Below are 23696 nucleotides of genomic sequence, written 5' to 3'. Positions count from 1 at the left end.
AAAGCATGTTATTACAAAAACTTTCAGTTCAACTCCTATCGGTCTTGATTTTTGCAACAAGTCTGTCTTCTTGTGCCGAAAAGAAGCAACAAGAAAAAGCGGACCAAACGGCCGGACCAAAAAAGAAACCGAATATTATCTACATTCTTACCGATGATTTGGGCTACGGAGATATCGGTGTGTTTTTCCAGAACCAGAGACAAAAAGAAAACGACCGTAGCGAACCCTGGGCCTTGACTCCCCAGTTGGACCAAATGGCCTCGGAAGGCGCCATGCTTACCCATCATTATACGGCGGCACCGGTATGTGCCCCTTCGCGTTCCTCCTTATTATTGGGGGTCAGCCAAGGCCATGCCAATGTCCGCAACGGACAATTTGACAAGGCCCTGGCCGATAACCACACTTTGGGCAACCTTATGCAACGGGCGGGCTATACCACCGCCGCTATAGGCAAATGGGGACTCCAAGGCTCCAGCAGGTGGTCGGAAAATGGCGATTCGTGGCCGGCACATCCCAACAATAGAGGCTTTGACTACTATTACGGCTATATGCGCCATAGGGATGGCCATGAGCATTATCCCGTTGAAGGCATTTACCGCGGTAAAAAAGAAGTTTACGAAAACAAAAAGGAGGTGAGCGAAGGACTGGATAAATGCTATACGGGCGATCTATGGACGGCCGTAGCCAAAAAATGGATCATCGAGCAAGTAAAGAACAAAAAGGAACAAGAGCCCTTCTTCATGTATTTGGCTTTCGACACGCCCCATGCCGTCCTCGAACTACCTACACAAGCTTACCCTAAAGGAGGTGGTTTGAACGGAGGTTTACAATGGGTCGGCCAACCCGGGAACATGATCAACACCGCATCAGGCCAGGTCGATTCGTACATCCACCCCGATTATGCCAATGCCACCTATGACCACGATAAAGATCCGGAAACCCCCGAAGTCGCTTGGCCCGATGTATACAAACGCTATGCGACTAGCACCCGTAGAATCGACAATGAAGTGGGAGATCTACTGCAACTCTTGAAAGATCTAAACATTGATGAAAACACCTTGGTCATTTTCAATTCGGATAATGGCCCATCTATAGAGTCCTATCTGCCCGAAGAAGAATATGCCGCCGACTTTTTCAACAGTTTCGGCCCCTTCGACGGAATAAAAAGAGATGTGCTCGAAGGAGGCGAACGCACCCCGTTAATAGCCCGGTGGCCCGGCAAGATCCCTGCCGGCCAAGTGATCGACGCCCCAAGTATTTCCTATGACTGGCTTCCCACCTTTACGGAAGCCGCAGGCTATGCACCACCGGCCAACACCGATGGGGTCTCCTTATTACCCATCCTGACCGGAACGGGCGAACAAGAGGAAAGTCTTATCTATGTAGAGTACAACCAGGGCGGAAAGACTCCTGAATACGAAGAATTCGCCCCCAATAACCGGGGAAGGCTACGAAAACAGATGCAAATGATGCGCATGGGCGATATCGTCGGTTTACGGTACGACATCCAAAGTGCCGATGATGACTTTGAACTTTACGATGTCACAAAAGACACCCAACAAACTGAAAACCTAGCAGACAAACCCGACATGACGGCCCTACAAGCAAGAATGAAAGAACGCGCATTACAAGTGCGAATGCCCGATACTGCCGCTGCAAGGCCTTATGACCCGGCCATGGTTTCCGCCCTTCCCGTACAAAAGGTAAGCAAGGGGCTAAAGTGGTCCGCATTCAAAGACAATGCACCCTGGCTACCTAAAGTCGATGGTCTAAGCCCCATAGCCAACGGCACTTCGCAGACCCCTACATTGCAAAACATCGAAGAAAAAGGAGAGGTCTTTCTATTTGAAGGCTTTATTAAAATACCTACGGACGGCAATTACACCTTTTCCCTGACTTCTTCCGGCAAAGCCTTTATACGCATTCACGAAGCGAGTGTAATCGATGCCGATTACGGCTACCGGGCAGGCACCTTAAAAGAGGGTAGCATGAATTTAGAAGCCGGTTACCATCCTATTCGAATCTACTACAAAAAGAAAACAGGAACAAAGCATACTTTAGACTTACAGTGGAGCGGGCCCACTATAGAAATGAGTCCAATCCCTGAGTCGGCATTTTACTCCATCAATTAAAAAGCACCAAAGTCAAATGAAAAATACCCTTCTTTTAGCGGCGCTCTTTATCAGCATTTTTAAAGGTATAGCCCAAGAACGACCGAACATCGTATTGCTTTTTGTAGACGATTACGGCTGGGCCGATGTCGGTTTTAGAAATCCTAAATTCCACACGCCCCATATAGACCAACTTAAAAAAGACGGTTTCAATTTTAACCGGGCCTACATCGCCACGCCAACCTGCAGCCCAAGTCGGGCCTCGCTATTGACAGGTAAGGAACCCGTTCGCTTTCAAATGGTACGCCACATTATCGATAGTAAGGAAAAGGCTGCAAAGAACAATATGGCCGGAGGAGAGTTCAACCTATGGCCTACGGACCCGGTACAAATGCCCTCGAGAAATTGGTTGCCCCTAGAGGAAGTTACCTATGCCGAGCGACTTAAAGAATTCGGATATTACAATATGTTTATTGGGAAATGGCATTTAGGAAGCGAAAAGTACCACCCCATCCACCAAGGTTTCGATGCCCAATACGGCACCGGAGACCATGGCCACCCCGGAAATTATTATGCGCCCTTCTTCAAAAAAGGAAATCCGCTACCCGATTCCCCCGAAGGCACCTACCTCACCGACGTTCTAACCGATGGCGCTGAAAAGTTCATAAGCGAATACAACAAAGAACAACCCTTTATGCTATCCCTTTGGTATTATAACGTACACGGGCCACATATAGGTCGAAAAGACTGGGTAGAGCGCTATAAAAAGGAAGGCTTAACCGGTAAGGACGCCGAGTATGCCGCCATGGTCAGTGCTATGGACGAATCGGTTGGCAGGGTGAGAAAGGCCATCGAAGCGAAAGGAATGGCCGACAATACCGTTATCATATTGCTATCGGACCAAGGCGGTTATTTTAGCAATGCCCCCTTATCGGGAGGAAAAACAGGAGGCAATACCCTCGGTGAAGGCGGGGCACGGGTTCCGTTTATCGTTCACTATCCCGGGGTGACCATGCCAGGAATTTCATGTGATGTACCGGTGCAATCCATTGACCTTTTTCCCACTTTGGTAGAGATCGCTTCGGGTAAAAAAACAAAGACAAAGGATATTCAAGGCAAAAGCCTGATGCCCCTGCTTCAAGGCAAAAAGTTCAAAGAACGGAACCTGTTCTTTTTCCGAAGTTATGAAGACCAATATACCGCCATTATGAACGGCGACTGGAAAATGGTCAAATACCACAGTGGCAGACACGACCTATTCAATATTAGAACGGATAGGAGCGAATCGAAAAACCTTATCGATATAGAGGTAGATCGGGCCAAGAAGATGAAGAAGCAACTCGAAAAATGGGAAAAAGAGGCGGTACCTGAATTTTGAGCCCTAAAAAAGACCAATGATGATGAAAAAAAACACGATAAAAAAAACGCTTGCAGCCGGCATCTACCTTTTGTTCAGCTGTATGCTCTTCGCCCAGGAAAAGCCCAATATCATCTGGCTCATGGCCGAAGATATGAGCCTTGACCTTGAGTGCTACGGTATGAAAGGTGTAAAGACCCCCAACCTCAACAAAATGGCCGAGGAAGGCGTCAAATTCGAAAATTGCTTTGTAACCAACCCCATCTGTTCGCCCAGTCGTTCGGCCATGCTGACCGGCACGCATCAGGTAAAGATCAATGCCCATCACCACAGGAGCAACAGGGACCTTCCCCTCGACGAAGGGTTTAAACCTTTTACCTATTGGCTACGAAAAGCCGGTTATACCACTATTTTGGGCCATCACGGCGTAATGGGCAAAGGCCGTAAGATCGATGCCAATTTCAAGCACGAAGCCATCGGTCCTTGGGACGGCAAAACGCAGTTCGGCCTCTTCGACAAATACGACACCTTTGAAAAAGGAGACCAACCCTTCTTTGCACAAATCCAACTTGTGGCCAGCCACAGGGGCGATTGGTGGGACGAAGTCCGTGAAAACTCCAAACACCCCGTGGATCCAGCCGAAGTAGAGCTGCCCAAATTTATGGCAGACGACCCCGTCATTCGTTTGGATTGGGCCAAATACCTGGACCAAATCGAATTTTTGGACAACGAGGTAGGTATGATCTTTAAAGAATTGGAAGACAAGGGAATGGCCGACAACACCGTGGTCATTTTTATTGGTGACAACGGCCGTTGCAATATACGGGGCAAGGGGTATCTTCAAGATCCGGGACTCCACATACCCTTAATCGTGTATTACCCCAAAGACCTAAAAGCCGGACAAGTGAGAAAAGATGTCGTTTCCGCTACCGACATCACCGCGACCATATTGGATTTTGCCGATGTAAAAATTCCCGACTACATGACCGGAAAGCCCATATTCGATAAAAACTTCAAACGCGAATACGTTTACGGCGCCCGTGACCTCTGGGACGAGGTAGAAGAGAAATCGCGTGCCATTACCTCAGGCGAATGGAAATACATCCGCAACGACATGCCCGAAGTACCCTTCGACGCCCATCAGGCCTATTTGGAATTCTACCGCCCTGCGGTACACCGGATGCGGGCCCTGAAAGCCGAAGGAAAGCTGAACGAAAGCCAAAAATTGTTCTTCGCACCCCGCAAGGACAAAGAAGAATTGTACAACTTAAAAAACGACCCCCAAGAATTGAACAACTTGGCCGAAGACCCTAAATATGCCGGGGTGCTTCAAAAGATGCGCCAAAAGACCTTAGAGTTTGATCGGCAAATGGAACCCGTAAGCTCGGTTTACCATCCGGTACACCCCATTTCCGTAGATGTTCTCGAATGGGTAAAAAAAGAAAGGCCCGAAGACTACCAAAGAATGTTAAACGGGGAAGAGATTGGCTTTAAAAAAGCCGTAGAAGGCTATAAGGCCAGTCTTAAGTAGGAATCTAGAACATACTGAATTCGGTTTTACCTCAAAAAATCCCTAGTGTCTGCACTGGGGATTTTTTGTTCCTTTATCCCTTTCTTGGCCGGTTGTTCAGCTTGTGCATATAACTCACTATAAAGTAACGGCCCAAGCTTTCGGAGGTTGTTTCCTCAAAATAGTTGGTCGTACTGCGCCTGTAGATATCTATATTTTTATCGAGCAGGTCAATGAACAACAGTTTTAAGACATGGCTTTTCTCTTTTGTAAAGGCATACGACACCGTGGCATTCCACAAGGGTATATTCTCGTTTGAGGCAAAGGCATTATCGGTATAAATAAAATAATCGAATTGGGTATTGAAATTCACTTTTTCGCCCAAATCGCAATCGAGCATTGAAAAATATTGCTGCTTGGTATACTTCCGATCCAAATCGTGTTCTATGGAAAAAGAGGTGTTGTTAACACTATAGGTAGCTCCGGCCTTAAGGTCAACCATACTTTTATTATTGTTCTCTAGGCTTGCACTTACCAGAAAATCTCGGGAAGTCACCTCATTGAGCTGAAAATTGATAATAGCATTGTTCGTATTGAAAAAGTTACGGTTGCGAATGGAGTATCGTAGCCCCAGACCTTTAAGTTTTTGGCTAAAGCCCAAGGAAGTGTTCAGCCGACGTTTGATACCGTTGTTTTGGTAGCTGAGGGTTCTAACGTAGTCTTCATCCACATCAACACTTTTTATAATGGCATCTTTGGTGTATTGGTACTGTACCCGTGTATTAAAACTCAAAGAAGACTTAAAATCATGAACAATGGCCGATACGGTAAGGGCATCCATCTTTTCGGCCACCAGGTCGGGGTTTCCCTTTCTAATGGAAAAGGGATTTAGGTCGTTGACCACCGTCGAGCTTTCGGTAGGTCGTGGCCTACGGACGTTCCTTTTATAGCTCAATCTATATTTCCGTCCCCTTTTTGGGATGTATTGAACCGTTGCCATCGGATTGACGAACAAGCGGTCCGTGGTCATCGACGCTTCATTGACCACGCCGAAAGAACGTACGACGTCTTGCAGTTCCATAGCCGCATAGGTATTGATTTTCCCTACGTTATAACTATGTGCCAAGCGGGTCTGATAATTGTTTTCGCTATGATCGTAGTCGTATTGTAAAATCTCTTCTTTGTTATTGGAAGTAATGGTCGTTTTATTCTGATAGACATTTTCCCTATCGATTTTATTCCCCATATACGACTCCAACTTCATATAATGGTTTCCCCCAAGGGGCTCGGTATATTTAAAATTGAAATTGATGACCGATGTATTCAGTTTTTGGTCCCGTAGGGTATTCAGCTCCTTCACCGATTCCTTAGGGGTATTGACCTGCCTTGTGATCAAGGTGCTTTGGTCGTTCTTCATCGTAGACTGATTAAAGGAAGTTTTCAGTGCAGTCGCTAGGCTCCGCCCCTTTTTACCGAGTTTTTGATAGAAATTAAGACTCATATTGCCCCTTTTTCGATCCCTATCGACCGTAGATAGGTTGTCGTTTTTAGTGCTTAGTTCTTCCTCCTTGAAATAACGCCCCATACGGTTGGAATAGCTATTGACCTCATCTGAGATCAACTGGCCTTTTACGATAAGACTATTGTTGGGGTTCGACTTGTTTTTGTAATCGAGGTTCAGGTTGTGGTTGTTCTTGGTATTGATGTATTCGTTTTCGGCCTCATAATCAAAGTTATTGGCATTCGAAAAAGTGATACGCTTAGAAAGGGAGCTACCATCATTCTTAGAATAGTTATAGAAGTAATCGCCGTTCAACGATTCCTTTTCCTTGAACTCGTGTCCCACGTTCACCCCGGCCACGGCCGTAGTCAGATATCCGCTTAGGCTTTTGGTCTTTTGTGCCGAGTTCTGCTCTTCTTCATCGTCGCCATCGCCATCCACACCGTCGGCATTTTTTAAAAAATCTTGGATATTCGATCCAGTTATATTGATGTTATTGATTTTGCCGATAACCGAAAACTGGGTTTTAGAGGTAAATTTGTTGTAATTCAAATTCCCAAAATACCGATTATCCAATCCGCCCCCGGCAGAGATCTTTCCGAAGCCGTTATTTTTTCGCGACTCTTTCAAGGTGAAATTGATGACCACCTCCTTGTTTCCGTCCGCCACGCCCGTGAGTTCCGATTCATCGCTCTTCTTATCGATGATCTCAACATTGGCAATGGCATCTGCGGATAGGTTCTTAAGTACGATGGAAGGATCACCTCCGAAGAATTCCTTCCCATCGATCATAATTTTGGTCACCTCGTTGCCTTGGGCATTGACCTTTCCATCGGAATCGATTTCCATACCCGGAATTTTATTCAACAATTCCTCTAAATTATCGTCGGAATCGACCTTAAACGAATTGGCATTAAAGGCTATGGTATCTTGCTTTATTTGTACCGGCACCACGGCGGTCAAGGTCACCCCTTCGAGTTCATAAGTGTCTTCCCTTAAAATGAGATCGCCAAAAGCAATGGCCTCCCCTGTGTACGACAGATCCTTATATACCGAAAGGTATCCTAAGGACGAGATATTAAGGATGTAATTTCCCTTGGGTACCTCGCTTATGTTGAAATTCCCATTCGCGTCGGTAATGGTATAATCCACATAGGTGGAATCCTTTACCCCGAGCAATACCACGGCTACAGCTTCCAAGGCTTCCTTTTCCTCCGAAAGCACCCTTCCCGAGATAGCACCGGAGGATTGCGATTGCATTGAAGTAAGCGATAAGAAGAAAAGAACGAGCACAAAACCATACCCGAATTGCAACTTGACCATCAAATTTTTATTGAATTATAATTCGAAATGAACAAGGCTAAAGGTAATTTGAAAGAAATGAACTGGTGTACATAAGAATACAAGAAATGTATCACGGAGTACAAAATCTATAGATCTAATGATTAATTTGCTATAATTATGCAACATATGATCACGGTCTAGAACTATACGAGGTAAAATCAGTACATTGCTTGGCACCTTTTTCCTTTAGCATATAAAACGAACCCTATAGCTATATTCAATAGTCATCGACCCTAAAAAATTGATCATAGCATTTTAAAACCTAAATGAATACCACTATGAGATTACGTTTTACCCCCAAACTATCCTTTCTTTTTGTTATTTCCCTTTTATTAAGCTTAGGTGCGTGCAAAGAAGAAGCCAAAACCGTAACTGCAACCACGGCGAACACCGAACAAAAACCGAATATCATCTATATTCTAGCCGATGACCTCGGTTATGGCGACTTAAGTTCGTACGGCCAGAAAAAATTTGAAACGCCCCGTATAGACGAATTGGCAACAAGGGGCATGAAATTCACCCAACATTACAGCGGTGCGCCCGTTTGTGCCCCGGCCCGCTCTTCCCTCATGACCGGACAACATACCGGTCACACCCCCATAAGGGGCAACAAGGAGCTGGAAGGCGAAGGTCAAACGCCCCTACCGGGCCAATCGCTCACTATTGCCGAAATGTTGAAAAAAGCCGGATATACCACAGGGGGCTTCGGAAAATGGGGCCTTGGCTTCATCGGTACCGAAGGAGACCCCATAGCCCAAGGCTTTGACGAATTCTACGGATACAACTGCCAACGTATGGCGCATAGATATTACCCGCCCCATCTATGGCACAACGATGAAAAGGTACTTCTTGAAGGAAACGATTGGACCAAGGCAGAAACCTATGCTCCCGACAAAATTCAGGAGGCCACTTTGAATTTTATCGAAGCGAACAAAGAAAAGCCCTTTTTTGCCTACGTACCCTTTATTTTGCCCCATGCCGAACTGATTTCCCCTAAGGATTCCATCTACGAAAAGTTTAAGGACCAATACGAAGAAACCCCGTATACCGAAGAGAACTCCTATACCTCCGATTACGGTCCCGATATGGTGCCCCAAGAATATTCGTCAACACTTCAACCCCATGCTTCCTTTGCCTCAATGGTATACCGTATGGATGTTTATGTGGGACAGATATTGGATAAACTAGATGAGCTCGGTATTGCCGACAATACCATCGTAATGTTCACCAGTGACAACGGCCCACATGCCGAAGGAGGTGCCGATCCCGAATTTTTCAATAGCGGCGGAGGTCTAAGAGGCATTAAGAGGGACCTCTACGAAGGAGGTATTCGCTCGCCTTTTCTCGTAGTTTGGCCTAATAAGGTGAAGGCGGGCACCATATCCGACCATGTTTCCGCATTTTGGGACCTTATGCCTACCTTGGCCGATATCATCAAGGTAGATGTTCCGGCCAATAGTGACGGTATTTCCTTTTTACCGACACTGTTAAGTCAAGATGACCAAAAGCAACACCAGTACCTCTATTGGGAATTTTCCATTCAAAACGGCCGTAAAGCGGTTCGTAAAGGGAATTGGAAAGGTGTGATCTACAATTTCAACAAACAACCGCAAGGCCCATTCGAACTCTATAACCTGGTCGATGACCCTGCCGAAACCCATAACCTTGCCGACCAACACCCAGAAATCGTTACGGAAATGAAGCTGATCATGGAAAATGCCAGCGAAGAATCGGAACTGTTTCCCTTCTAAGCCTAATTTTATAAAGCAATAACCCACCCATCGCCACCCTATGAAAACCATTTATTTTTTACTTTTCACATTCTTCCTGTCCTTTTCATGTTACGCCCAAAAAGGGGGCAGCGGTGGCGACAAACGTCCGAACGTGATTCTGATTATGGTCGATGACCTAGGTTACGAAGGTATTGGCAGCTACGGTGGAACTTCCTACCACACCCCCAACATCGATAAACTTGCGGCAACGGGCATGCAGTTCGATCAGGCCTATGCCCAACCCCTCTGTACCCCCACACGTGTAAAACTTATGACGGGGCAGTACAACTTTCGGAACTGGGAAGCCTTCGGGATCTTAAACCCCAAACAGAAAACCTTTGGCCATATCATGCAAGATGCAGGCTACGCCACTTGTATGGTGGGCAAATGGCAACTACAAAGTTATGATCCGCCCGGCTATCCCGGAGGCGAACATAGAAGAGGAATCGGTATGAAGGTCGAAGATGCCGGCTTTGACGAATACAGCATGTTCCACGCCTTCCACACTGAAGATAAAGGCTCTCGTTTTGCCAACCCGACCATTTATCAAAACGGTGAGTTTTTGAAGGATACCGAAGGAAAATACGGTCCTGATATTTTCTCAAAATACGTAAATGACTTTGTTGACCGCCAGGCCGATAAGCCCTTTTTTGTGTATTACCCCATGGCATTGACCCATGGTCCATTCAATCCTACCCCAAACAGTACGGATTGGAAACATGCCGAAAAGCGATTGAACGACGAGACCGTATATTTTAAGGATATGGTGGAGTACTTGGACAAGATTATAGGCGACATCGTGGCCCATCTTGAGGAGAAAGGACTTCGTGAGAACACCCTGCTCATGCTGTATTCCGATAACGGTACCCACCAAACCATATTTTCAAAAATGGGAGACCGAACGGTACAAGGCGGAAAAGGCCTGACCACCGAAGCGGGCATCAAAGTACCGTTTATTGCCAACTGGCCGGGACACATTAAGGCAGGAAGCACATCGAACGAATTCATCGATGCCATCGATTTTATGCCGACCATCCTTGAAGCGACCCAGACCCCAAAGCCCCAAGGCCTCCATACCGATGGCGAAAGCTTCTTGGCCGTTCTCAAAGGAGAACCCGTACAACGCAGAGATTGGGTATTTATGAGCTACGACCCCAAACCGGGCTGGGACAAAAAACAATTTGCCCCCGCAGAATTTGTATTAAACGAAAACTATAAACTTTACGGTGATGGGCGTTTTTACAATACAAGGAAGGACGTATTGGAAAAAGAGGAATTGACCGATGCCAAGTTGTCTCCCGATGAAATACGATTGAGGGAAAAATTCAAGCTCGTCTTAGATTCCCTAAAAAAATATCCCACTTACGGATGGATCGAACGTTTGGCCCCCGAATTCGACTCACTGGTATCGCCACATGCCCGTATTGAACTCGTGGCCGAAGGCTTCAATTGGTCAGAAGGCCCCGTATGGCTTCCGAAAGAGCAAAAACTCATTTTCTCCGATGTTCCCGAAAACAAAATTTACCAATGGCACGATATAGACGGGCTGAGCCTATACATGGCGCCTTCCGGAGGTACCGGAATCCCTAACGGCAATACGGGAAAGGGTTCTAACGGACTCATTCTCGATCCACAGGGAGATTTGGTGATTTGCCAAGTAGGCGACCGCAGAATCAGTAAGCTTACCAGCTTGCGCGATTCACTACATCCGAAGTTCGCCCCTATAGTAACCGGCTATAAAGGCCAAGTCTTTAATTCGCCCAATGACCTCGATTATGACACTCACGGAAACCTCTATTTTACCGATCCGTCTTTCGGACTGGGCAAGGGCAAAAGTGCCATCGGCTTTAACGGGGTGTATTTCTATGGAAAGGACAAAGAAGTGGTGCTCTTAGACGATTCGATAAAGGCCCCGAACGGCATTGCGGTATCTAACGACAATAAAACCCTCTATGTTGCCGATTCTTTTAAAGAACAACCGAAGATCCTGGCCTATGATATTATTGGGGATGGAAAAGTAAGCAACAAGAGGATATTTTTTGATGCTACCGCGCTTCACGATGCAAGCATTAGCAAACAATCGCCCGATGGTATGAAGATTGACAAAAAGGGAAATATTTTCTTGGCCGGACCCGATGGGGTTTTGGTGATTTCCCCTGCGGGAAAGCATTTGGGAACGATCAGAACCGACAAAAACACCGGCAATTGCGAATTCAGTGATGACGGTAGATATTTATTCATCACCGCCGACGATTCCCTTTTAAGGGTTAACCTAAGACCTTACTCCAAATAAAACCACCATGCGCAAAAGTCATATACTGCCCTTATTGATCTCAAGTCTTTTATGGGTCTGTTCCTGTACCGAGAAGAAAAAAGAGGAAGCAAAGCCTGCCCAAGAACGCCCGAACATTGTTTTTATCATTGCCGATGATATGGCTTGGGACGATAGCGGCGCCTATGGCCACCCCAATATACAAACGCCCAACATCGACCAACTGGCCAAAGACGGTATGCGTTTTGACAATGCCTTCTTGACCACCAGTTCGTGCAGCCCCAGTAGAACCAGTATCATCACCGGTCTCTACCCCCACAATACCGATGCGGAACAACTGCATTGGCCCTTACCGACAAGCAAGGTCACCTTTGTCGAGCAGCTGAAAAAATCGGGATATTGGACGGCACAAGCGGGAAAATGGCATTTGGGCGATTCCATAAAAACGCGCTTCGACCTGGTAAAAGACGTAGGCACCCACGGTTTTCAACTATCGCCCACCGGCGAAAAAACAAAACAGAAGGGTGACGGCAGCGGTTGTGAGGAATGGGTTCCCGTGCTTCAACAAAGGCCCCAAGACCAACCTTTCTTTTTATGGTTGGCAGCGGTCGACCCACACAGGCCTTATGACGATGATATCATTGCGAACCCCCATGCCCTAAACGACGTGGTACTCCCTCCCTACTTTCCCGACACCCAGGAAGTACGTGAAGATTTTGTCCATTATTACAACGAGATTGCCCGGCTCGACAATTATGTGGGACAAGTAGTGGCCGAACTAGACAGGCAAGGCGTTTCCGACAACACCATGATCTTGTTCATTAGCGATAACGGCAGGCCCTTCCCCCGCGATAAGACGACCCTTTATGACGGCGGAATAAAAACCCCATGGATCGTAAAATGGCCCAAAAAGGTAAAGGCCAGTTCCGTTAACACCAAGTTGGTAAGCTCGATAGACATTGCCCCTACCTTCCTAAAGCTTGCCGGACTGGAAGCCTTACCGAGTTTTGAAGGGAAGGATTTCTCCCCTCTACTAAAAGACCCCAAGGCCAAAATCAGGGATTTGGTCTATGCCGAAGACCATTGGCACGATTACGAAGACTATACACGGGCCGTACGTACGGAAGAATTCAAGTACATACGCAATTTCTATACGGACTTGCCCAATACCCCTTCGGCCGATGCCTTCGTTGGCGGCACCTTTCAATCGATGCGCGAACTAAAGAAAAGAGGCGAACTCAACGAGGCACAGTTGGCCTGTTTTGTAAGCCCGCGGCCAAGCGAGGAACTCTACGATGTGGTAAAGGACCCTTACGAACTTAAAAACCTGGCCCTAGACCCCGATTATCAAAAGACCCTAAAAACACTGCGCTCAGAGATGAACCGTATTAGAAAGGCATCAAAAGACAGCCTACCCGATTTTAGGACGCCCGACGAGTTTGATCGCGAGACCGGCAAATCGAATGCCTTCAGAAAAAGACCCCGACCATCAAAGGTGGAGATGGAGAAGATCATCAGGGCCATGCCCCATTAAACTTTTGGGCCTACACCGGCCTTTTTACCGAACAAAAGAATCTTCCCGGGTACTATGCAGCGGAACGTACTTCTGAATGATATAGGGAGTAATTTTACGCAAGGTCTCTCCATTGGTGGGGTGCAGGCCCGGGGCCGTATAATACTCCATCCTACCGTCCTTATTCTTAAAATACCAGATCAGGGGTTCGCCCGTATCTTTTTTAAAGAAGGGGTACGATTGGGTAACCTTGACCTTTTTGAAAGTGGCCAACCTCACCGGGTCCAAGGGTTCTACCACGGTACCCTTTGGTGAAAACGGAATGTGGTTACAATCGACCTCAAGATATAGGGAGTCGGCCCAAGTCATACACAGCTGGTTCGAGCCCTTATAGCTTCCTATTTCGGGAATAGCGACAGTGTAGGCCATCCAAACAAGGCCTCCCATAGCGATTATCGCTATGGCCCCATACATCCATGTTTTTGAAAACCCCTTTCTTCCATCATCGATTATCAAGTTTTTTTTCTCCCTTTTTTTCCGTGAACTGTAGTTCCGGTCCACATAATCGGCATAATCTTTATATCCAATATATCTACATAATTCATCAATGGTTTCTTGACTTTGCGGGCCGAGATTTTCCCTTCCATTGATATAACGATCATAAGCCCGTTCTAAAGTTCTGTAACTAAGGTTTACCTCTTCCCCTATCTGTTTTGCCAAGGCATATTTTGCTTGTGATACGGATTTCTCCCTTGCCTTGTCAAAAGCCTCTTGAACAATTTTCTTGATCCTATTATCGTCCATAATCCTAAAAATACAAATTTTAGATAGATCCGCCCCTAACACCAACCTCTGTGAACCCCCGATTTTATTGGTGTCTAAAACATGTCGAACACAAGTCCGATCCGTGTCTGCAATCACCTCCCCAGCTTCCATTTAATTTGCCCCAAGAATGATAACCGCTATGCTTTGCTAACATAGTCTTTCTATAGAAATCATTTTTACGGAAATCTATAATGCGGCAAGAATTAAGTCGAATGGAAAGCGGCTTAAGACCTCCGCATAAGATTTCCACTTTCCAAAAACCCGGGGGACGCCCCTTCATTTTTCCGCACCCTTAATCCGGTGCCCATCAAACCAAATACTAATCTGGACAGCCACAGCTATGTCCAAAAAACAACAAAACAGATGAAAAAAGTGTATATAGCGACCTTGGTCGTAATCATGAACGGGTTTTTATTTTCATGCTCCAGCCCATCTACAGCAGACACCGATGAGCTCTACCATATCCAAGCAACGGAAGGGGATGATGCCGATCCGCCAACAGACCCTCCAAGAGGATAAGGAAAATAACGATTAAATTCAGTAATTTAAGCCATACTTTCGGGTATGGCTTTTTTTATGTTCAATTATTAATACTTCCCACCATTGAATAGGTTTGCACTCATTGTGTTCTGTTTTTTGCTTTTCGGCTGCACATCAAAGCATGATAAACCCCTCTCCCAAGAGGGCAAGGATATCGACAGTGCCTTATTTCACTATAAGCGAGCCAGGGAAAAAACACTTTCCGTAAAAGAACGCTACCAGGCCATCAACCGATCCTACCAATATTTAAAAAACGACCTTGAAGACAGTCTGTACGGCCCTGTACTCTTTCAAAAGAGCCTGCTCCATCTGCTTTCAAAGGAATACGACAGCTTACGTATATACCACGATCAGCTGGCAAACCATGCCCCGAAAATCAAGAAAGTATCGCTCCTGGCAGAACAATACTATCTAATGGGCTATTATTTCTCAGAAGTGGAACACGATTACCACAAGGCCATTGAAAACTATTCCCTCTCAAAAGAATACTATACACAGTTGAAGGATAGTAGTAGAATTGGCATAAACCTGCTGAACATAGGTACCATTCAAAAAAACAACAATGATTTTTTCGGAAGCAAAGAAACCCTGACCGATGCCTTAAAATTTTTAAAAAAACCCAAGAAAGTAGCCCATTGCTACAACGCTTTGGCTACCAACCATAGAAAGCTACTGAACTTTTCCGATGCCATAGACTACTATCAAAAAGCCATACACATTGAAGAAAGTGCCCATGACCGCCTGCTTTACAAGAACAATTTGGCAGCCACGTATATCGACAGCAAGTCCTTCGACAAGGCCATGGAACTCTTGAACAAACTTGTAAAGGACAGCACCTTGGGCCGAAACCAAAAAGAATACGCCCGGGTCTTGGACAATCTGGCCTATGCCCAATGGTTATCAGGGCTTCCTATAGAAGAAGAGGCCTTTAAAAAACCCTTGTCCATGCGAATTCAAGAAAAAGACAAAAGGGGGCAGATCGCCAGTTATACCCATTTGGGGGAATTCCATAGTAAAAGCAATCCCGTAAAGGCCCGTTCTTATCTCGATTCGGTCATTCAACTGTCCAAATCGCTAAAAATACCACGGGCGGAAAAAGATGCCCTGAAACAGCTGATGCAACTCGCTCCCAAGGCTATCGGAATAAGGGACCGCTATGTGTTTTTACAGGATAGCCTTTACGACCAAGAATTAAAGGTAAAGACCCAATTTGCCAAATACAGGTACGACGACAAGCTAAAGCAAGAATCCATTCTCCATTTAGAAAAGGAGAGTGCCGAACACCAATTGGAAGCGGCCAAGCAACGCAACCAAAAAATTATATCCTACTCGGGCCTGGCCTTGATCGTGCTCGTTTCGGTTTTCGCGGGCTTCTTTTCCGTTCAGCGCGCCAAACGCCTAAAACAGGAAAATAAAACCGCAAAAATAGAAGCCACCTATGCCACCGAAGCAGAACTGTCAAGAAAATTACACGACGATTTCGCGGGCAAACTAAACCATGCCATGGTATTGCTGCAAAACGGGGCGCCCGATACCGAGGTACTGAACGTCATCGATGGCCTCTACAACCAAAGCAGGAACTTTTCAAGGAAAATCAACGACATCGACACTGGCCCAAAGTTCAAGGAAATCCTTTTCGGTATGCTGAGCAGCTACTGTAGAAACACCCAATTGATCGTCACCGGAAGTACTGAAATCGATTGGGACAAACTGCCGGAACTCAGCAAAAAAACCTTGTACAAAGCGCTTCAGGAACTTATGATCAATATGCAGAAGCACAGTGGAGCCACAATGGTCTCGATACACTTTGAAGCCTTGAAAAAAAAGCTAAAAGTCAACTACACCGACAACGGCAAAGGTGCCTCAAAAAATAATTTAAATCATAAAAATGGACTATGGAATACGGAAAAGCGTATTCTAGCCATCAATGGAAGTCTTACTTTTGATTCAGAAAAGGGTGATGGTTTTAGCGCCCAAATTGAAATTCCGAATTAAATAGTGCAGACTATGTTCAAAAAAATACTGATTGCAGAAGACTTCCAAGACACGAACAAAGGCATCGTTAACGCCCTTGAAAATCGACTGCAGATTGAAGAAATACAAGAAGAACTTTATTGCGACAAAGCGTACAACAGGTTTAAGTTAGCCTTTAACGAAGGGGAGCCCTATGAGCTTTTAATAACCGACCTTTCGTTCAAAGAAGGGCCAGCGGCCCGTAAACTGACTTCAGGCCAAGCCCTTATCAAGGCGGTCAGGGACATCGACCCGAACATAAAGGTCATTGTCAATTCCATGATAGACAATCCGGTCGAGATCAACCCGCTTTTTACCGATCTGAAGATAAACGCCTATGTCTGTAAAGGCCGTAACGGACTCAACGAACTGGTGACCGCCATACAAGAGGCCTATCAGAACAGGACCTATGTTTCCCCCCAGATCAACCTGAATAGTGCCAACACTATTTTTGAACTGGACAAGTACGACCGTATGATCTTGCAAGACCTTGCCGAAGGCTTGACCAAAAAAGAAATCTCGGAAAAACTCAAACGTCAAAATATTTCGCCCAATAGCGAAAGTACCATCGACAAAAAAGTAAGCCGCTTATTTGACGCCTTCGGGGCCAAAAACATCCAACACCTTATAGCCAAACTGATCAAGGAAGGCAGGATATAGCACGACTGTATCATAAATTTCTAACCGCCCGACCAATTTTTTAATCCCTTACGGAAATCCGTAAGGGATTATCTATTAATGGTATTAGTTTGGCCGAAAATTACCCGATGATCAAATATTACGTAAACAACACCAGACAAAGCAACGGCAATTACGAAGTACACAAACACGACTGTAATCTGCTTGCCTTTATCTTAAGCAAGACCGACCTAGGCTTTCACCCTACCTGTCAGGGGGCGGTCATGGAAGCCGGCAAAATGTACCAAAAAACCAGCGCCTGTATCCGTTGTTGCAAAGAATGCCATAATTAAACATAAGGCCGGCCCGCCTATGAGGTGGTTGGGGGATCATCAAATTTGCGGGTTCGGTCTTTAATAATATAAGAAAACCCCTCGTCCATAGGGACAGCCAAAACATGGTTAACCCCTTGTTATAGCAGGGATCCGACAGAAGGGAGCCCCACCCTTTTTACAATTTATACGAAACAATTTTCGCCCTTTACGGTTTTACGTAAGGAATTGTCTACCAACGGTTTTACATTTAAACATCACTAAGTAAAACCAAAAATACCATGCCAGTAAAGCACATAGCCACAGGAGAGATCCACCAAGGATTAAAAGGAGGAACTACGGGATGCGGTTTTGATACGACCGAGCGCCCCAGTCATTGGACAAATACGAGCAAACCTATCACCTGTAGCAAAAACGGCTGTAAAAACTAGCCTTTTATAAGCCTCAAAAATGGAAGGTGAAAAACCATTTGAAAATTTTAAGGAAGGAAGTCGATAAACGTAAACAAGAAAACTTTTCACTTTATCAAAAAAAAACAAATCAATGACTACGATAGAAAGAGTGTTCGAGGTTGCAGAGCATTACAACCATGCTATTAGCGCGTTTGAAAAGAAGTTAGGGCTGTCAAATATGACTTTGGTTGCCGCTAAAAAAAATAAAGCCTCAGTAAAGGATACGGTGCTCAATAAGGTGTTTGAGGTGTTCCCAGAAGTAGACCCTGTGTGGCTGTTAACTGGTGAGGGTAAGATGCTAAGAAGGAACAACAAGCAAGATGTTCCGGTTATTGTTGACTATACTAAGGAGTTTGACAGAATAGAAAAAGCACTAGCTAGACTAGTACTTGATGTTGGTGAGATTCTAGAAAATCAAAAAAAGAAAAAGGATTAAGTTGATACAAATCGCCCACAGGGACACCCAATCATACTTTGGCATCTTATTGGACGACAACAATAGAAAACCGCTTTGTAGACTTCATTTTAACGGCACCACCAAATACTTGGGCCTGATCAATGAAGACAAGAGCGAAACCAGGCAGGCCCTAGGCGCCTTGGAAGACCTATATCAATTTGAAGAAGCCCTATGGCAAACCGTAGATTTTTATGAAAATGAATAAAGTTCTTTTAGCACTATTGCTTTTGTCTTTCGGGCCCTCTACGCCAAGCGAAACCACCGTCTATATCTGCAAGGGAAAGGGAAGCAAAAAATACCATTACGTAAAAAACTGCCGCGGATTGTCACGCTGTTCCACACGTATTTACGAAGTACCGCTCCACCAAGCCAAGGAAATAGGGCGAGGCTTATGCGGCTGGGAAGATTAAACACCATACCGACCTTTCTTAAAAGAACGGCCCCGTGCCGTTCTTTTTTGCATTACGGATATCCGTAAGGAATTGTCCGCCAATGGTATTAGGTTTGAAAAACCAAGAACATCCAACCACAAACCGATGGGCTACAGAAAAGGATACTACAAAAAAGATGGCACTTACGTTCAAGGCCATTTTGTAAACAAAAGTTCAAAAAACAAAAAATCAACACCTAGCAATAAGCGTCAGGGTTGCCTAAAATTTGTACTCCTGCTAATAACAATTTCAGGCACAATTTACCTTGAACTATTATGCTAGTTGTTCTAGACAAAGGAAACCATATATCAAATCAAAAAAAACCAATATTAAAACTATGGATAAATTAAATGTATCGACCGTACTAAAAAGTCATTTCCTAAGGCTTTATCAAATGGCATTTGCCGACGATAATTTTGATATTCAAGAATTAAAAATGCTTTACAATTTTGCAGAAGAAAGAGGGCTCAGCAAAGATCAATTAAACGAGATACTGCTAAATCCTTCCCAAAACTCGGCAATTCCAGAATCTTTAGAAGAAAAAATAGAATACCTCTATGATTTGGCATTAATGATCTGGGCAGATGGCATCGCAACTGAAGACGAGACAAATACCTTAAAAAAGTATTGTCTAAAATTTGAATTTTTAGAGGAGAATATTGATGACATATGTGAATTTCTTCTTGAGAATGCAAAGGCAAAAATTTCCAAAAAAGAATTAATCGCTAAAATGCAAGACTGATATGAGCGCAATAAAAAAAATATTCTCCGTAAAAAAGACTGCCCCTCAAAAAATAGAGAAACCGAAAGAGGAAGACTCAAAAAAAATCAAACTTACTTTTTTTGAAAGCGGCTACGGTTCATCAAAACAAGCAGCGGGCAACCACATGATATTTAAGGCGTGTTTGCAAGATGTTTATATGGATTATAAAGGTAAATGTAGGGAAGACGAAAAGCTCCAAAAAGAATTGAAAGAACCCTACGTTCAAGAGAAGAGCAAATTCGAAATTGAACTAAAAAAAAGAAAGACCGTCAAGGGCATTATAGAAGAAGGCATCACTAGTTTGGAAAACAAAATTTCAATCTTTAAAAACGAAATAGCCGATGTCAAACACAACCCCGAAAAATATGTGGAAGATGCCGACAAAAAACCCAAGGCGCAATTTTACCTAGGTCTGATTGTCATCATTCCAATTACGTTTTACCTATTAGTTTTCTATATCTCGGCTTCCTATTCCGCATTTTTCAAAACATTTGACACGGAACAACTCACCAACGCCATTTTCGATGCCAACGCCCTTACCAAAGCCATCAAAGATGGTTGGCTTGAAGGGGTTTTTGTAGCTACGATTCCCTTCGCATTTATGGGGTTAGGATATCTCATTCATATGTTTCAGAAACACAAAAATTGGCTGTCTTATGTAAAAATAGGAACGCTGTTTATAATCACTTTTATTTTTGACGCAATACTTGCCTATCAAATAGAAAAGAAGATATATGACATAGAAAAAACCCTGAATTCTCCAGATTTCAACGTACAAATAGCTTTTATCAAGGCGGAATTTTGGGGCATAATATTCGCAGGTTTTGTGGTATACATTATTTGGGGGTTGGTATTTGATTTCATTATGAAAGAATATGACAATTTCGACAAAATAAAAACCTTCATTAGGTCCAAAAGAGAAGATATAAAAAACCACGAACAAGAGATATTGAACCAAACAGAGAAGCTAAGCCCAATAAAGGAGGAAATCTCAGGAATCGAAGGCAAAATAAATGACCTGCAACGTACAATCGATGGTTTTGTGTTTTCCAATAAACATTACCTCACCTATCATGCCGAATACGTAAAAGGATGGTTCTTGGGCATAGCAGATAATTTTGATGATTTAAAAAGGAGGGATCAACTATTGTCCCTTTGCTCTATTGAAGAAAAAAAGCACTTAGAGGAGCACGATATAGCCGATGAAAGTTACGAAGGACGATTATATAAACTAATAAATTAACAAGATGAAAAAATATTTCCTAACCCTTACGATATTGGCACTAATACCTGTTGTCCTTAGTTCTTGCAAAGAGGACCCCAAGTCAGAAGAGCCCATGCACGACCACGAATTTCCAAAAGTTACTGCGAATAAGAACTTAAACATTAGTGTACTTTTAGATTTATCAGACCGAATAAATCCAAAAAAATATCCTTCTCCCGCAATGGAGTTCTACCTGAGGGATGTTGGTTACTTAAAATCTATTGCTGAGAATTTCGAAGCTCATATCATGAATAAAAGAATGATAAAAATAGATGACAAAATCCAAGTTTTTATAGACCCAGAACCTTCCGATAAGACCCTAAATAAAAAGCTCGGAGCCCTTAAAATTTCTTTCAACAGAAATAATGTTACAAAAGAGGATATACTAATGACTTGCAAAAAATACGATAGTATTTCAACCCTTATTTATGAAGCAGCCATCAACGATGACCATTATGTTGGATCCGATACATGGCGTTTCTTCAAAAACAAGGTGAACGACTATTGTATTGAAGATAATCACAGAAATATACTAGTGGTTTTGACCGATGGTTATATCTATCATAAGGACACTAAAATCAAGGAAGGGAACAGAACAACCTACCTGACCCCTCAAGATGTAAAGCGTTTTGGATTTAATAAACCTGGATGGAAAGACAAATTTGAACAACAAGACTTTGGTTTTATAGTCCCAAATAAAGATTTATCCAATTTAGAAGTGTTGGTTTTAGGTATCAATCCCGATGACAAAAACCCTTACGAAGAAGACATCATCAGGGCATATTGGTCCAAATGGCTCAACGAAATGAATGTTAAAAATTTCGAGATCAAACAGGCCGATTTGCCTTCGAATATGGAAAAAGTGATACAAGGATTTATTTTAAAGGAATAGTTATGGCCTTCAGGTTCAACAAAAGGATAAAATTGATAAAAGGATTGGGAATTAATGTCAGTAAGTCCGGAATTACACCAAGTTACAGGACCAAAAGGGGAAGCCTTAGCTCCAAAGGATATTCCATAAGAACAGGAATACCAGGCTTAACCTATCGAAAGACATTCAGTAAAACAAAAAGCAGTGGATGCTTGGTTGTTATATTTATATCTTCATTGGTTCTCACCTTGATTTCCTGTACGAGCAGCGATAGCGAAAAAATTGACAACATCAGCAGCAGCACGAATGACTGTAGGGATACAAATTGTGCCAATTACACCTCTCAAGCTGCGGCACAGGCTGCCTATGATGCGGATCCCGAATGCAGGAATGACCTAGATGCAGACAAGGACGGTATGGCATGTGAAGAGCCCGGCAATAGCATAAAAAACTGCGCTACGACATCAAATTGTGGTTGTTCTAACAAGAACAAAGCTCCATGTCAAGCGGACCCTTGTTGTAAATGGATAGTTGGCAAGGGGTGTAAGTGCGGTTAACTACTCCAATCGAAACCTCAAAAAAACAGGCAAATGATCCGATAATCGTCTTGCCATTTCAAGGTTGTCGCAAATACGTATAAAATCGAGTACCCCGCTATCGGTTTTTAGGATGTCTTCGGAATAAAACATATTATCAATAGGGTGATTGAGGTAGTCATACCCATTACACACCCTTTTCAGGGTGGTCTTCGTATCGGAAATGCAGGCGCGGTAGCCGTTTTCTTTAAAAGTGTCAAAAACCGACATGGCCTCGTTAACGTTAAAATCCCCTGCTAGAATGGTAGGGTTCGTAAAATTTTCGCTGATGTAATGGGTCAGGGCCTTTATTTCCCCCTCCGGTCTTTTATTATAGGGCCTAGAATGAAAATTGATCAGGCTCAACTTTTTGTCCCCAATAAAAAAGTCTACCAAAAAAGGCTCCCTATCGACAAGGCTATCCAATTCCTGAATGAGTTTCCCCCGGTTTTTGATCTTAATGTGTTTCGTCTTCCAAATAAAGGCATAGCGCTCCGTGACGTATTTAGGACTGTTGGTAGGATTGCTGATAAGGTAGTCCCATTTAGCGCCCTTTCGGTTCAGGATATCCGATAGTTTGGCTACGGCTTGGGCACCGCCATAACCCGCAACTACCTCTTGAATAGCGAGAATATCATATTCCCTGACCAGCTCGGCCATTTGCTCTAGCTCTTCACTACTCTTGGTCTTACCAAAGTCTTGAATGTTCCATGACACCAGTTTGATCTCACTTTTTTGTGCAACGACCGTCAGCGAAAGGAAGCATATGGCAAAAATTATGATTTTTCTAAACACGGGACGAGTTTTGGTGAACTACAAATCTAGATAAAGTCCCGCTTTTAAGTTTACGGAAATCTGTAAAGAAGGAGATAGTGGTCAGTACTAAGAAAAATAATCCTATACCGAATACAGCCAACGACATAGGAGTTACGGATAAAGATTGAGTTTCTACTTTGGTGGTGGTTCAATGCCCCCTGTAGTAGGCACGGTGGGAAGCCGAATAGATTATATACGAATGAAGGGGACAGCTACGGTTTTCTTTCAAATATCCAAGAATGGCGCATCCCTTGCCCATAAACCGGCTCAACACAAAAAGTTGTGGAGAGGTTAAAATTGGCCGATCTTTGAATCCAAAAAGTTAAATGCTTTCAGATTCACTATCATCTATAGCCAAA

The 23696-nt window shown here is 44.1% G+C and carries 21 protein-coding genes; 18 read left to right on the top strand and 3 right to left on the bottom strand.

Going from position 1 to position 23696, the window contains the following annotated elements; all coding sequences use genetic code 11:
* Positions 1-5 precede the first annotated feature (5 nt).
* From BW980_RS12660 to BW980_RS12650, 3 genes are read left to right on the top strand one after another with little or no spacing between them, the layout of a single operon-like run.
* On the top strand, positions 6-2132 hold the full coding sequence (locus tag BW980_RS12660; RefSeq protein ID WP_076455615.1) for a sulfatase-like hydrolase/transferase: 2127 nt from the start codon (positions 6-8) through the stop codon (positions 2130-2132).
* 16 nt (positions 2133-2148) lie between these two features.
* Positions 2149-3489, top strand: coding sequence for a sulfatase (locus tag BW980_RS12655; RefSeq protein WP_076455614.1), 1341 nt, complete (start codon positions 2149-2151; stop codon positions 3487-3489).
* 16 nt (positions 3490-3505) lie between these two features.
* Positions 3506-4999: a sulfatase-like hydrolase/transferase gene (locus BW980_RS12650; RefSeq protein WP_245800041.1), complete on the top strand. Its 1494-nt coding sequence runs from the start codon at positions 3506-3508 to the stop codon at positions 4997-4999.
* Between the two features lie 73 nt (positions 5000-5072).
* Here BW980_RS12650 and BW980_RS12645 read toward each other — a convergent pair whose 3' ends face one another.
* Positions 5073-7802 carry an outer membrane beta-barrel protein gene (locus tag BW980_RS12645; protein ID WP_083690476.1) on the bottom strand — a complete coding sequence of 910 codons (2730 nt, stop codon included), beginning with the start codon at positions 7800-7802 and terminating at the stop codon, positions 5073-5075.
* A gap of 299 nt (positions 7803-8101) precedes the next feature.
* Between BW980_RS12645 and BW980_RS12640 the strand changes: the two genes are divergently transcribed.
* From BW980_RS12640 to BW980_RS12630, 3 genes are read left to right on the top strand one after another with little or no spacing between them, the layout of a single operon-like run.
* Positions 8102-9574 (top strand): arylsulfatase, encoded by a 1473-nt coding sequence (locus BW980_RS12640; protein ID WP_076455612.1) that lies wholly within the window; start codon positions 8102-8104, stop codon positions 9572-9574.
* A gap of 40 nt (positions 9575-9614) precedes the next feature.
* The gene (locus BW980_RS12635) at positions 9615-11888 is read left to right on the top strand and encodes a sulfatase-like hydrolase/transferase (protein ID WP_076455611.1); all 2274 of its coding nucleotides are present in this window, start codon (positions 9615-9617) and stop codon (positions 11886-11888) included.
* Between the two features lie 7 nt (positions 11889-11895).
* Entirely contained in the window at positions 11896-13401 is a 1506-nt protein-coding gene (locus tag BW980_RS12630) for a sulfatase family protein (RefSeq protein WP_083690475.1), read from the top strand.
* A 24-nt stretch (positions 13402-13425) separates the two neighbouring features.
* On the opposite strand, the gene BW980_RS12625 is transcribed toward BW980_RS12630, so the two are convergent.
* Positions 13426-14184 (bottom strand): hypothetical protein, encoded by a 759-nt coding sequence (locus BW980_RS12625; protein WP_076455610.1) that lies wholly within the window; start codon positions 14182-14184, stop codon positions 13426-13428.
* Between the two features lie 384 nt (positions 14185-14568).
* Between BW980_RS12625 and BW980_RS22595 the strand changes: the two genes are divergently transcribed.
* The 12 genes from BW980_RS22595 to BW980_RS22335 all read left to right on the top strand — a co-directional run bounded on the left by BW980_RS22595 (position 14569) and on the right by BW980_RS22335 (position 22503).
* The gene (locus BW980_RS22595) at positions 14569-14724 is read left to right on the top strand and encodes a hypothetical protein (RefSeq protein ID WP_175609891.1); all 156 of its coding nucleotides are present in this window, start codon (positions 14569-14571) and stop codon (positions 14722-14724) included.
* Positions 14725-14808: 84 nt separating this feature from the next.
* Entirely contained in the window at positions 14809-16740 is a 1932-nt protein-coding gene (locus BW980_RS12620; protein ID WP_076455609.1) for an ATP-binding protein, read from the top strand.
* A gap of 12 nt (positions 16741-16752) precedes the next feature.
* Entirely contained in the window at positions 16753-17418 is a 666-nt protein-coding gene (locus BW980_RS12615) for a helix-turn-helix domain-containing protein (protein WP_013993543.1), read from the top strand.
* 107 nt (positions 17419-17525) lie between these two features.
* Positions 17526-17729, top strand: a complete 204-nt coding sequence (locus BW980_RS12610) for a hypothetical protein (RefSeq protein WP_076455608.1) — start codon at positions 17526-17528, stop codon at positions 17727-17729.
* A gap of 260 nt (positions 17730-17989) precedes the next feature.
* Positions 17990-18139, top strand: coding sequence for a hypothetical protein (locus BW980_RS22590; RefSeq protein WP_088696398.1), 150 nt, complete (start codon positions 17990-17992; stop codon positions 18137-18139).
* Between the two features lie 112 nt (positions 18140-18251).
* Positions 18252-18596: a hypothetical protein gene (locus tag BW980_RS12605; protein WP_076455607.1), complete on the top strand. Its 345-nt coding sequence runs from the start codon at positions 18252-18254 to the stop codon at positions 18594-18596.
* A 1-nt stretch (position 18597) separates the two neighbouring features.
* Positions 18598-18822 carry a hypothetical protein gene (locus tag BW980_RS22340; protein WP_139327676.1) on the top strand — a complete coding sequence of 75 codons (225 nt, stop codon included), beginning with the start codon at positions 18598-18600 and terminating at the stop codon, positions 18820-18822.
* Positions 18809-19027, top strand: a complete 219-nt coding sequence (locus tag BW980_RS12600; protein WP_076455606.1) for a hypothetical protein — start codon at positions 18809-18811, stop codon at positions 19025-19027. The genes BW980_RS22340 and BW980_RS12600 overlap by 14 nt, the downstream gene beginning before the upstream one ends.
* Positions 19028-19385: 358 nt before the next feature.
* Positions 19386-19790, top strand: coding sequence for a hypothetical protein (locus BW980_RS12595; protein WP_076455605.1), 405 nt, complete (start codon positions 19386-19388; stop codon positions 19788-19790).
* A 1-nt stretch (position 19791) separates the two neighbouring features.
* A complete protein-coding gene (locus BW980_RS12590; RefSeq protein WP_076455604.1) occupies positions 19792-21054 on the top strand; it encodes an ECF transporter S component in 1263 nt (420 codons plus the stop codon).
* Positions 21055-21058: 4 nt separating this feature from the next.
* The gene (locus BW980_RS12585) at positions 21059-21967 is read left to right on the top strand and encodes a hypothetical protein (RefSeq protein ID WP_076455603.1); all 909 of its coding nucleotides are present in this window, start codon (positions 21059-21061) and stop codon (positions 21965-21967) included.
* Positions 21968-21969: 2 nt separating this feature from the next.
* A complete protein-coding gene (locus BW980_RS22335; protein WP_076455602.1) occupies positions 21970-22503 on the top strand; it encodes a DUF4236 domain-containing protein in 534 nt (177 codons plus the stop codon).
* Here the strand turns inward: BW980_RS22335 and BW980_RS12575 are convergent, their stop codons facing one another.
* Complete coding sequence (locus BW980_RS12575; RefSeq protein WP_076455601.1) at positions 22504-23316, bottom strand: endonuclease/exonuclease/phosphatase family protein; 813 nt, start codon at positions 23314-23316, stop codon at positions 22504-22506.
* Positions 23317-23696 lie beyond the last annotated feature (380 nt).

It is taken from the genome of Zobellia uliginosa (assembly GCF_900156625.1).
GTDB classification, from domain to species: domain Bacteria; phylum Bacteroidota; class Bacteroidia; order Flavobacteriales; family Flavobacteriaceae; genus Zobellia; species Zobellia uliginosa.
This window is presented reverse-complemented; position numbering and strand designations above follow the sequence as displayed.

Coding starts and splice junctions, on each gene's coding strand:
- BW980_RS12660 (WP_076455615.1), top strand. CDS start 6: ATGTTATTACAAAAACTTTCAGTTCAACTCCTATCGGTCTTGATTTTT.
- BW980_RS12655 (WP_076455614.1), top strand. CDS start 2,149: ATGAAAAATACCCTTCTTTTAGCGGCGCTCTTTATCAGCATTTTTAAA.
- BW980_RS12650 (WP_245800041.1), top strand. CDS start 3,506: ATGATGATGAAAAAAAACACGATAAAAAAAACGCTTGCAGCCGGCATC.
- BW980_RS12645 (WP_083690476.1), bottom strand. CDS start 7,802: ATGGTCAAGTTGCAATTCGGGTATGGTTTTGTGCTCGTTCTTTTCTTC.
- BW980_RS12640 (WP_076455612.1), top strand. CDS start 8,102: ATGAGATTACGTTTTACCCCCAAACTATCCTTTCTTTTTGTTATTTCC.
- BW980_RS12635 (WP_076455611.1), top strand. CDS start 9,615: ATGAAAACCATTTATTTTTTACTTTTCACATTCTTCCTGTCCTTTTCA.
- BW980_RS12630 (WP_083690475.1), top strand. CDS start 11,896: ATGCGCAAAAGTCATATACTGCCCTTATTGATCTCAAGTCTTTTATGG.
- BW980_RS12625 (WP_076455610.1), bottom strand. CDS start 14,184: ATGGACGATAATAGGATCAAGAAAATTGTTCAAGAGGCTTTTGACAAG.
- BW980_RS22595 (WP_175609891.1), top strand. CDS start 14,569: ATGAAAAAAGTGTATATAGCGACCTTGGTCGTAATCATGAACGGGTTT.
- BW980_RS12615 (WP_013993543.1), top strand. CDS start 16,753: ATGTTCAAAAAAATACTGATTGCAGAAGACTTCCAAGACACGAACAAA.
- BW980_RS12610 (WP_076455608.1), top strand. CDS start 17,526: ATGATCAAATATTACGTAAACAACACCAGACAAAGCAACGGCAATTAC.
- BW980_RS22590 (WP_088696398.1), top strand. CDS start 17,990: ATGCCAGTAAAGCACATAGCCACAGGAGAGATCCACCAAGGATTAAAA.
- BW980_RS12605 (WP_076455607.1), top strand. CDS start 18,252: ATGACTACGATAGAAAGAGTGTTCGAGGTTGCAGAGCATTACAACCAT.
- BW980_RS12600 (WP_076455606.1), top strand. CDS start 18,809: ATGAAAATGAATAAAGTTCTTTTAGCACTATTGCTTTTGTCTTTCGGG.
- BW980_RS12595 (WP_076455605.1), top strand. CDS start 19,386: ATGGATAAATTAAATGTATCGACCGTACTAAAAAGTCATTTCCTAAGG.
- BW980_RS12590 (WP_076455604.1), top strand. CDS start 19,792: ATGAGCGCAATAAAAAAAATATTCTCCGTAAAAAAGACTGCCCCTCAA.
- BW980_RS12585 (WP_076455603.1), top strand. CDS start 21,059: ATGAAAAAATATTTCCTAACCCTTACGATATTGGCACTAATACCTGTT.
- BW980_RS22335 (WP_076455602.1), top strand. CDS start 21,970: ATGGCCTTCAGGTTCAACAAAAGGATAAAATTGATAAAAGGATTGGGA.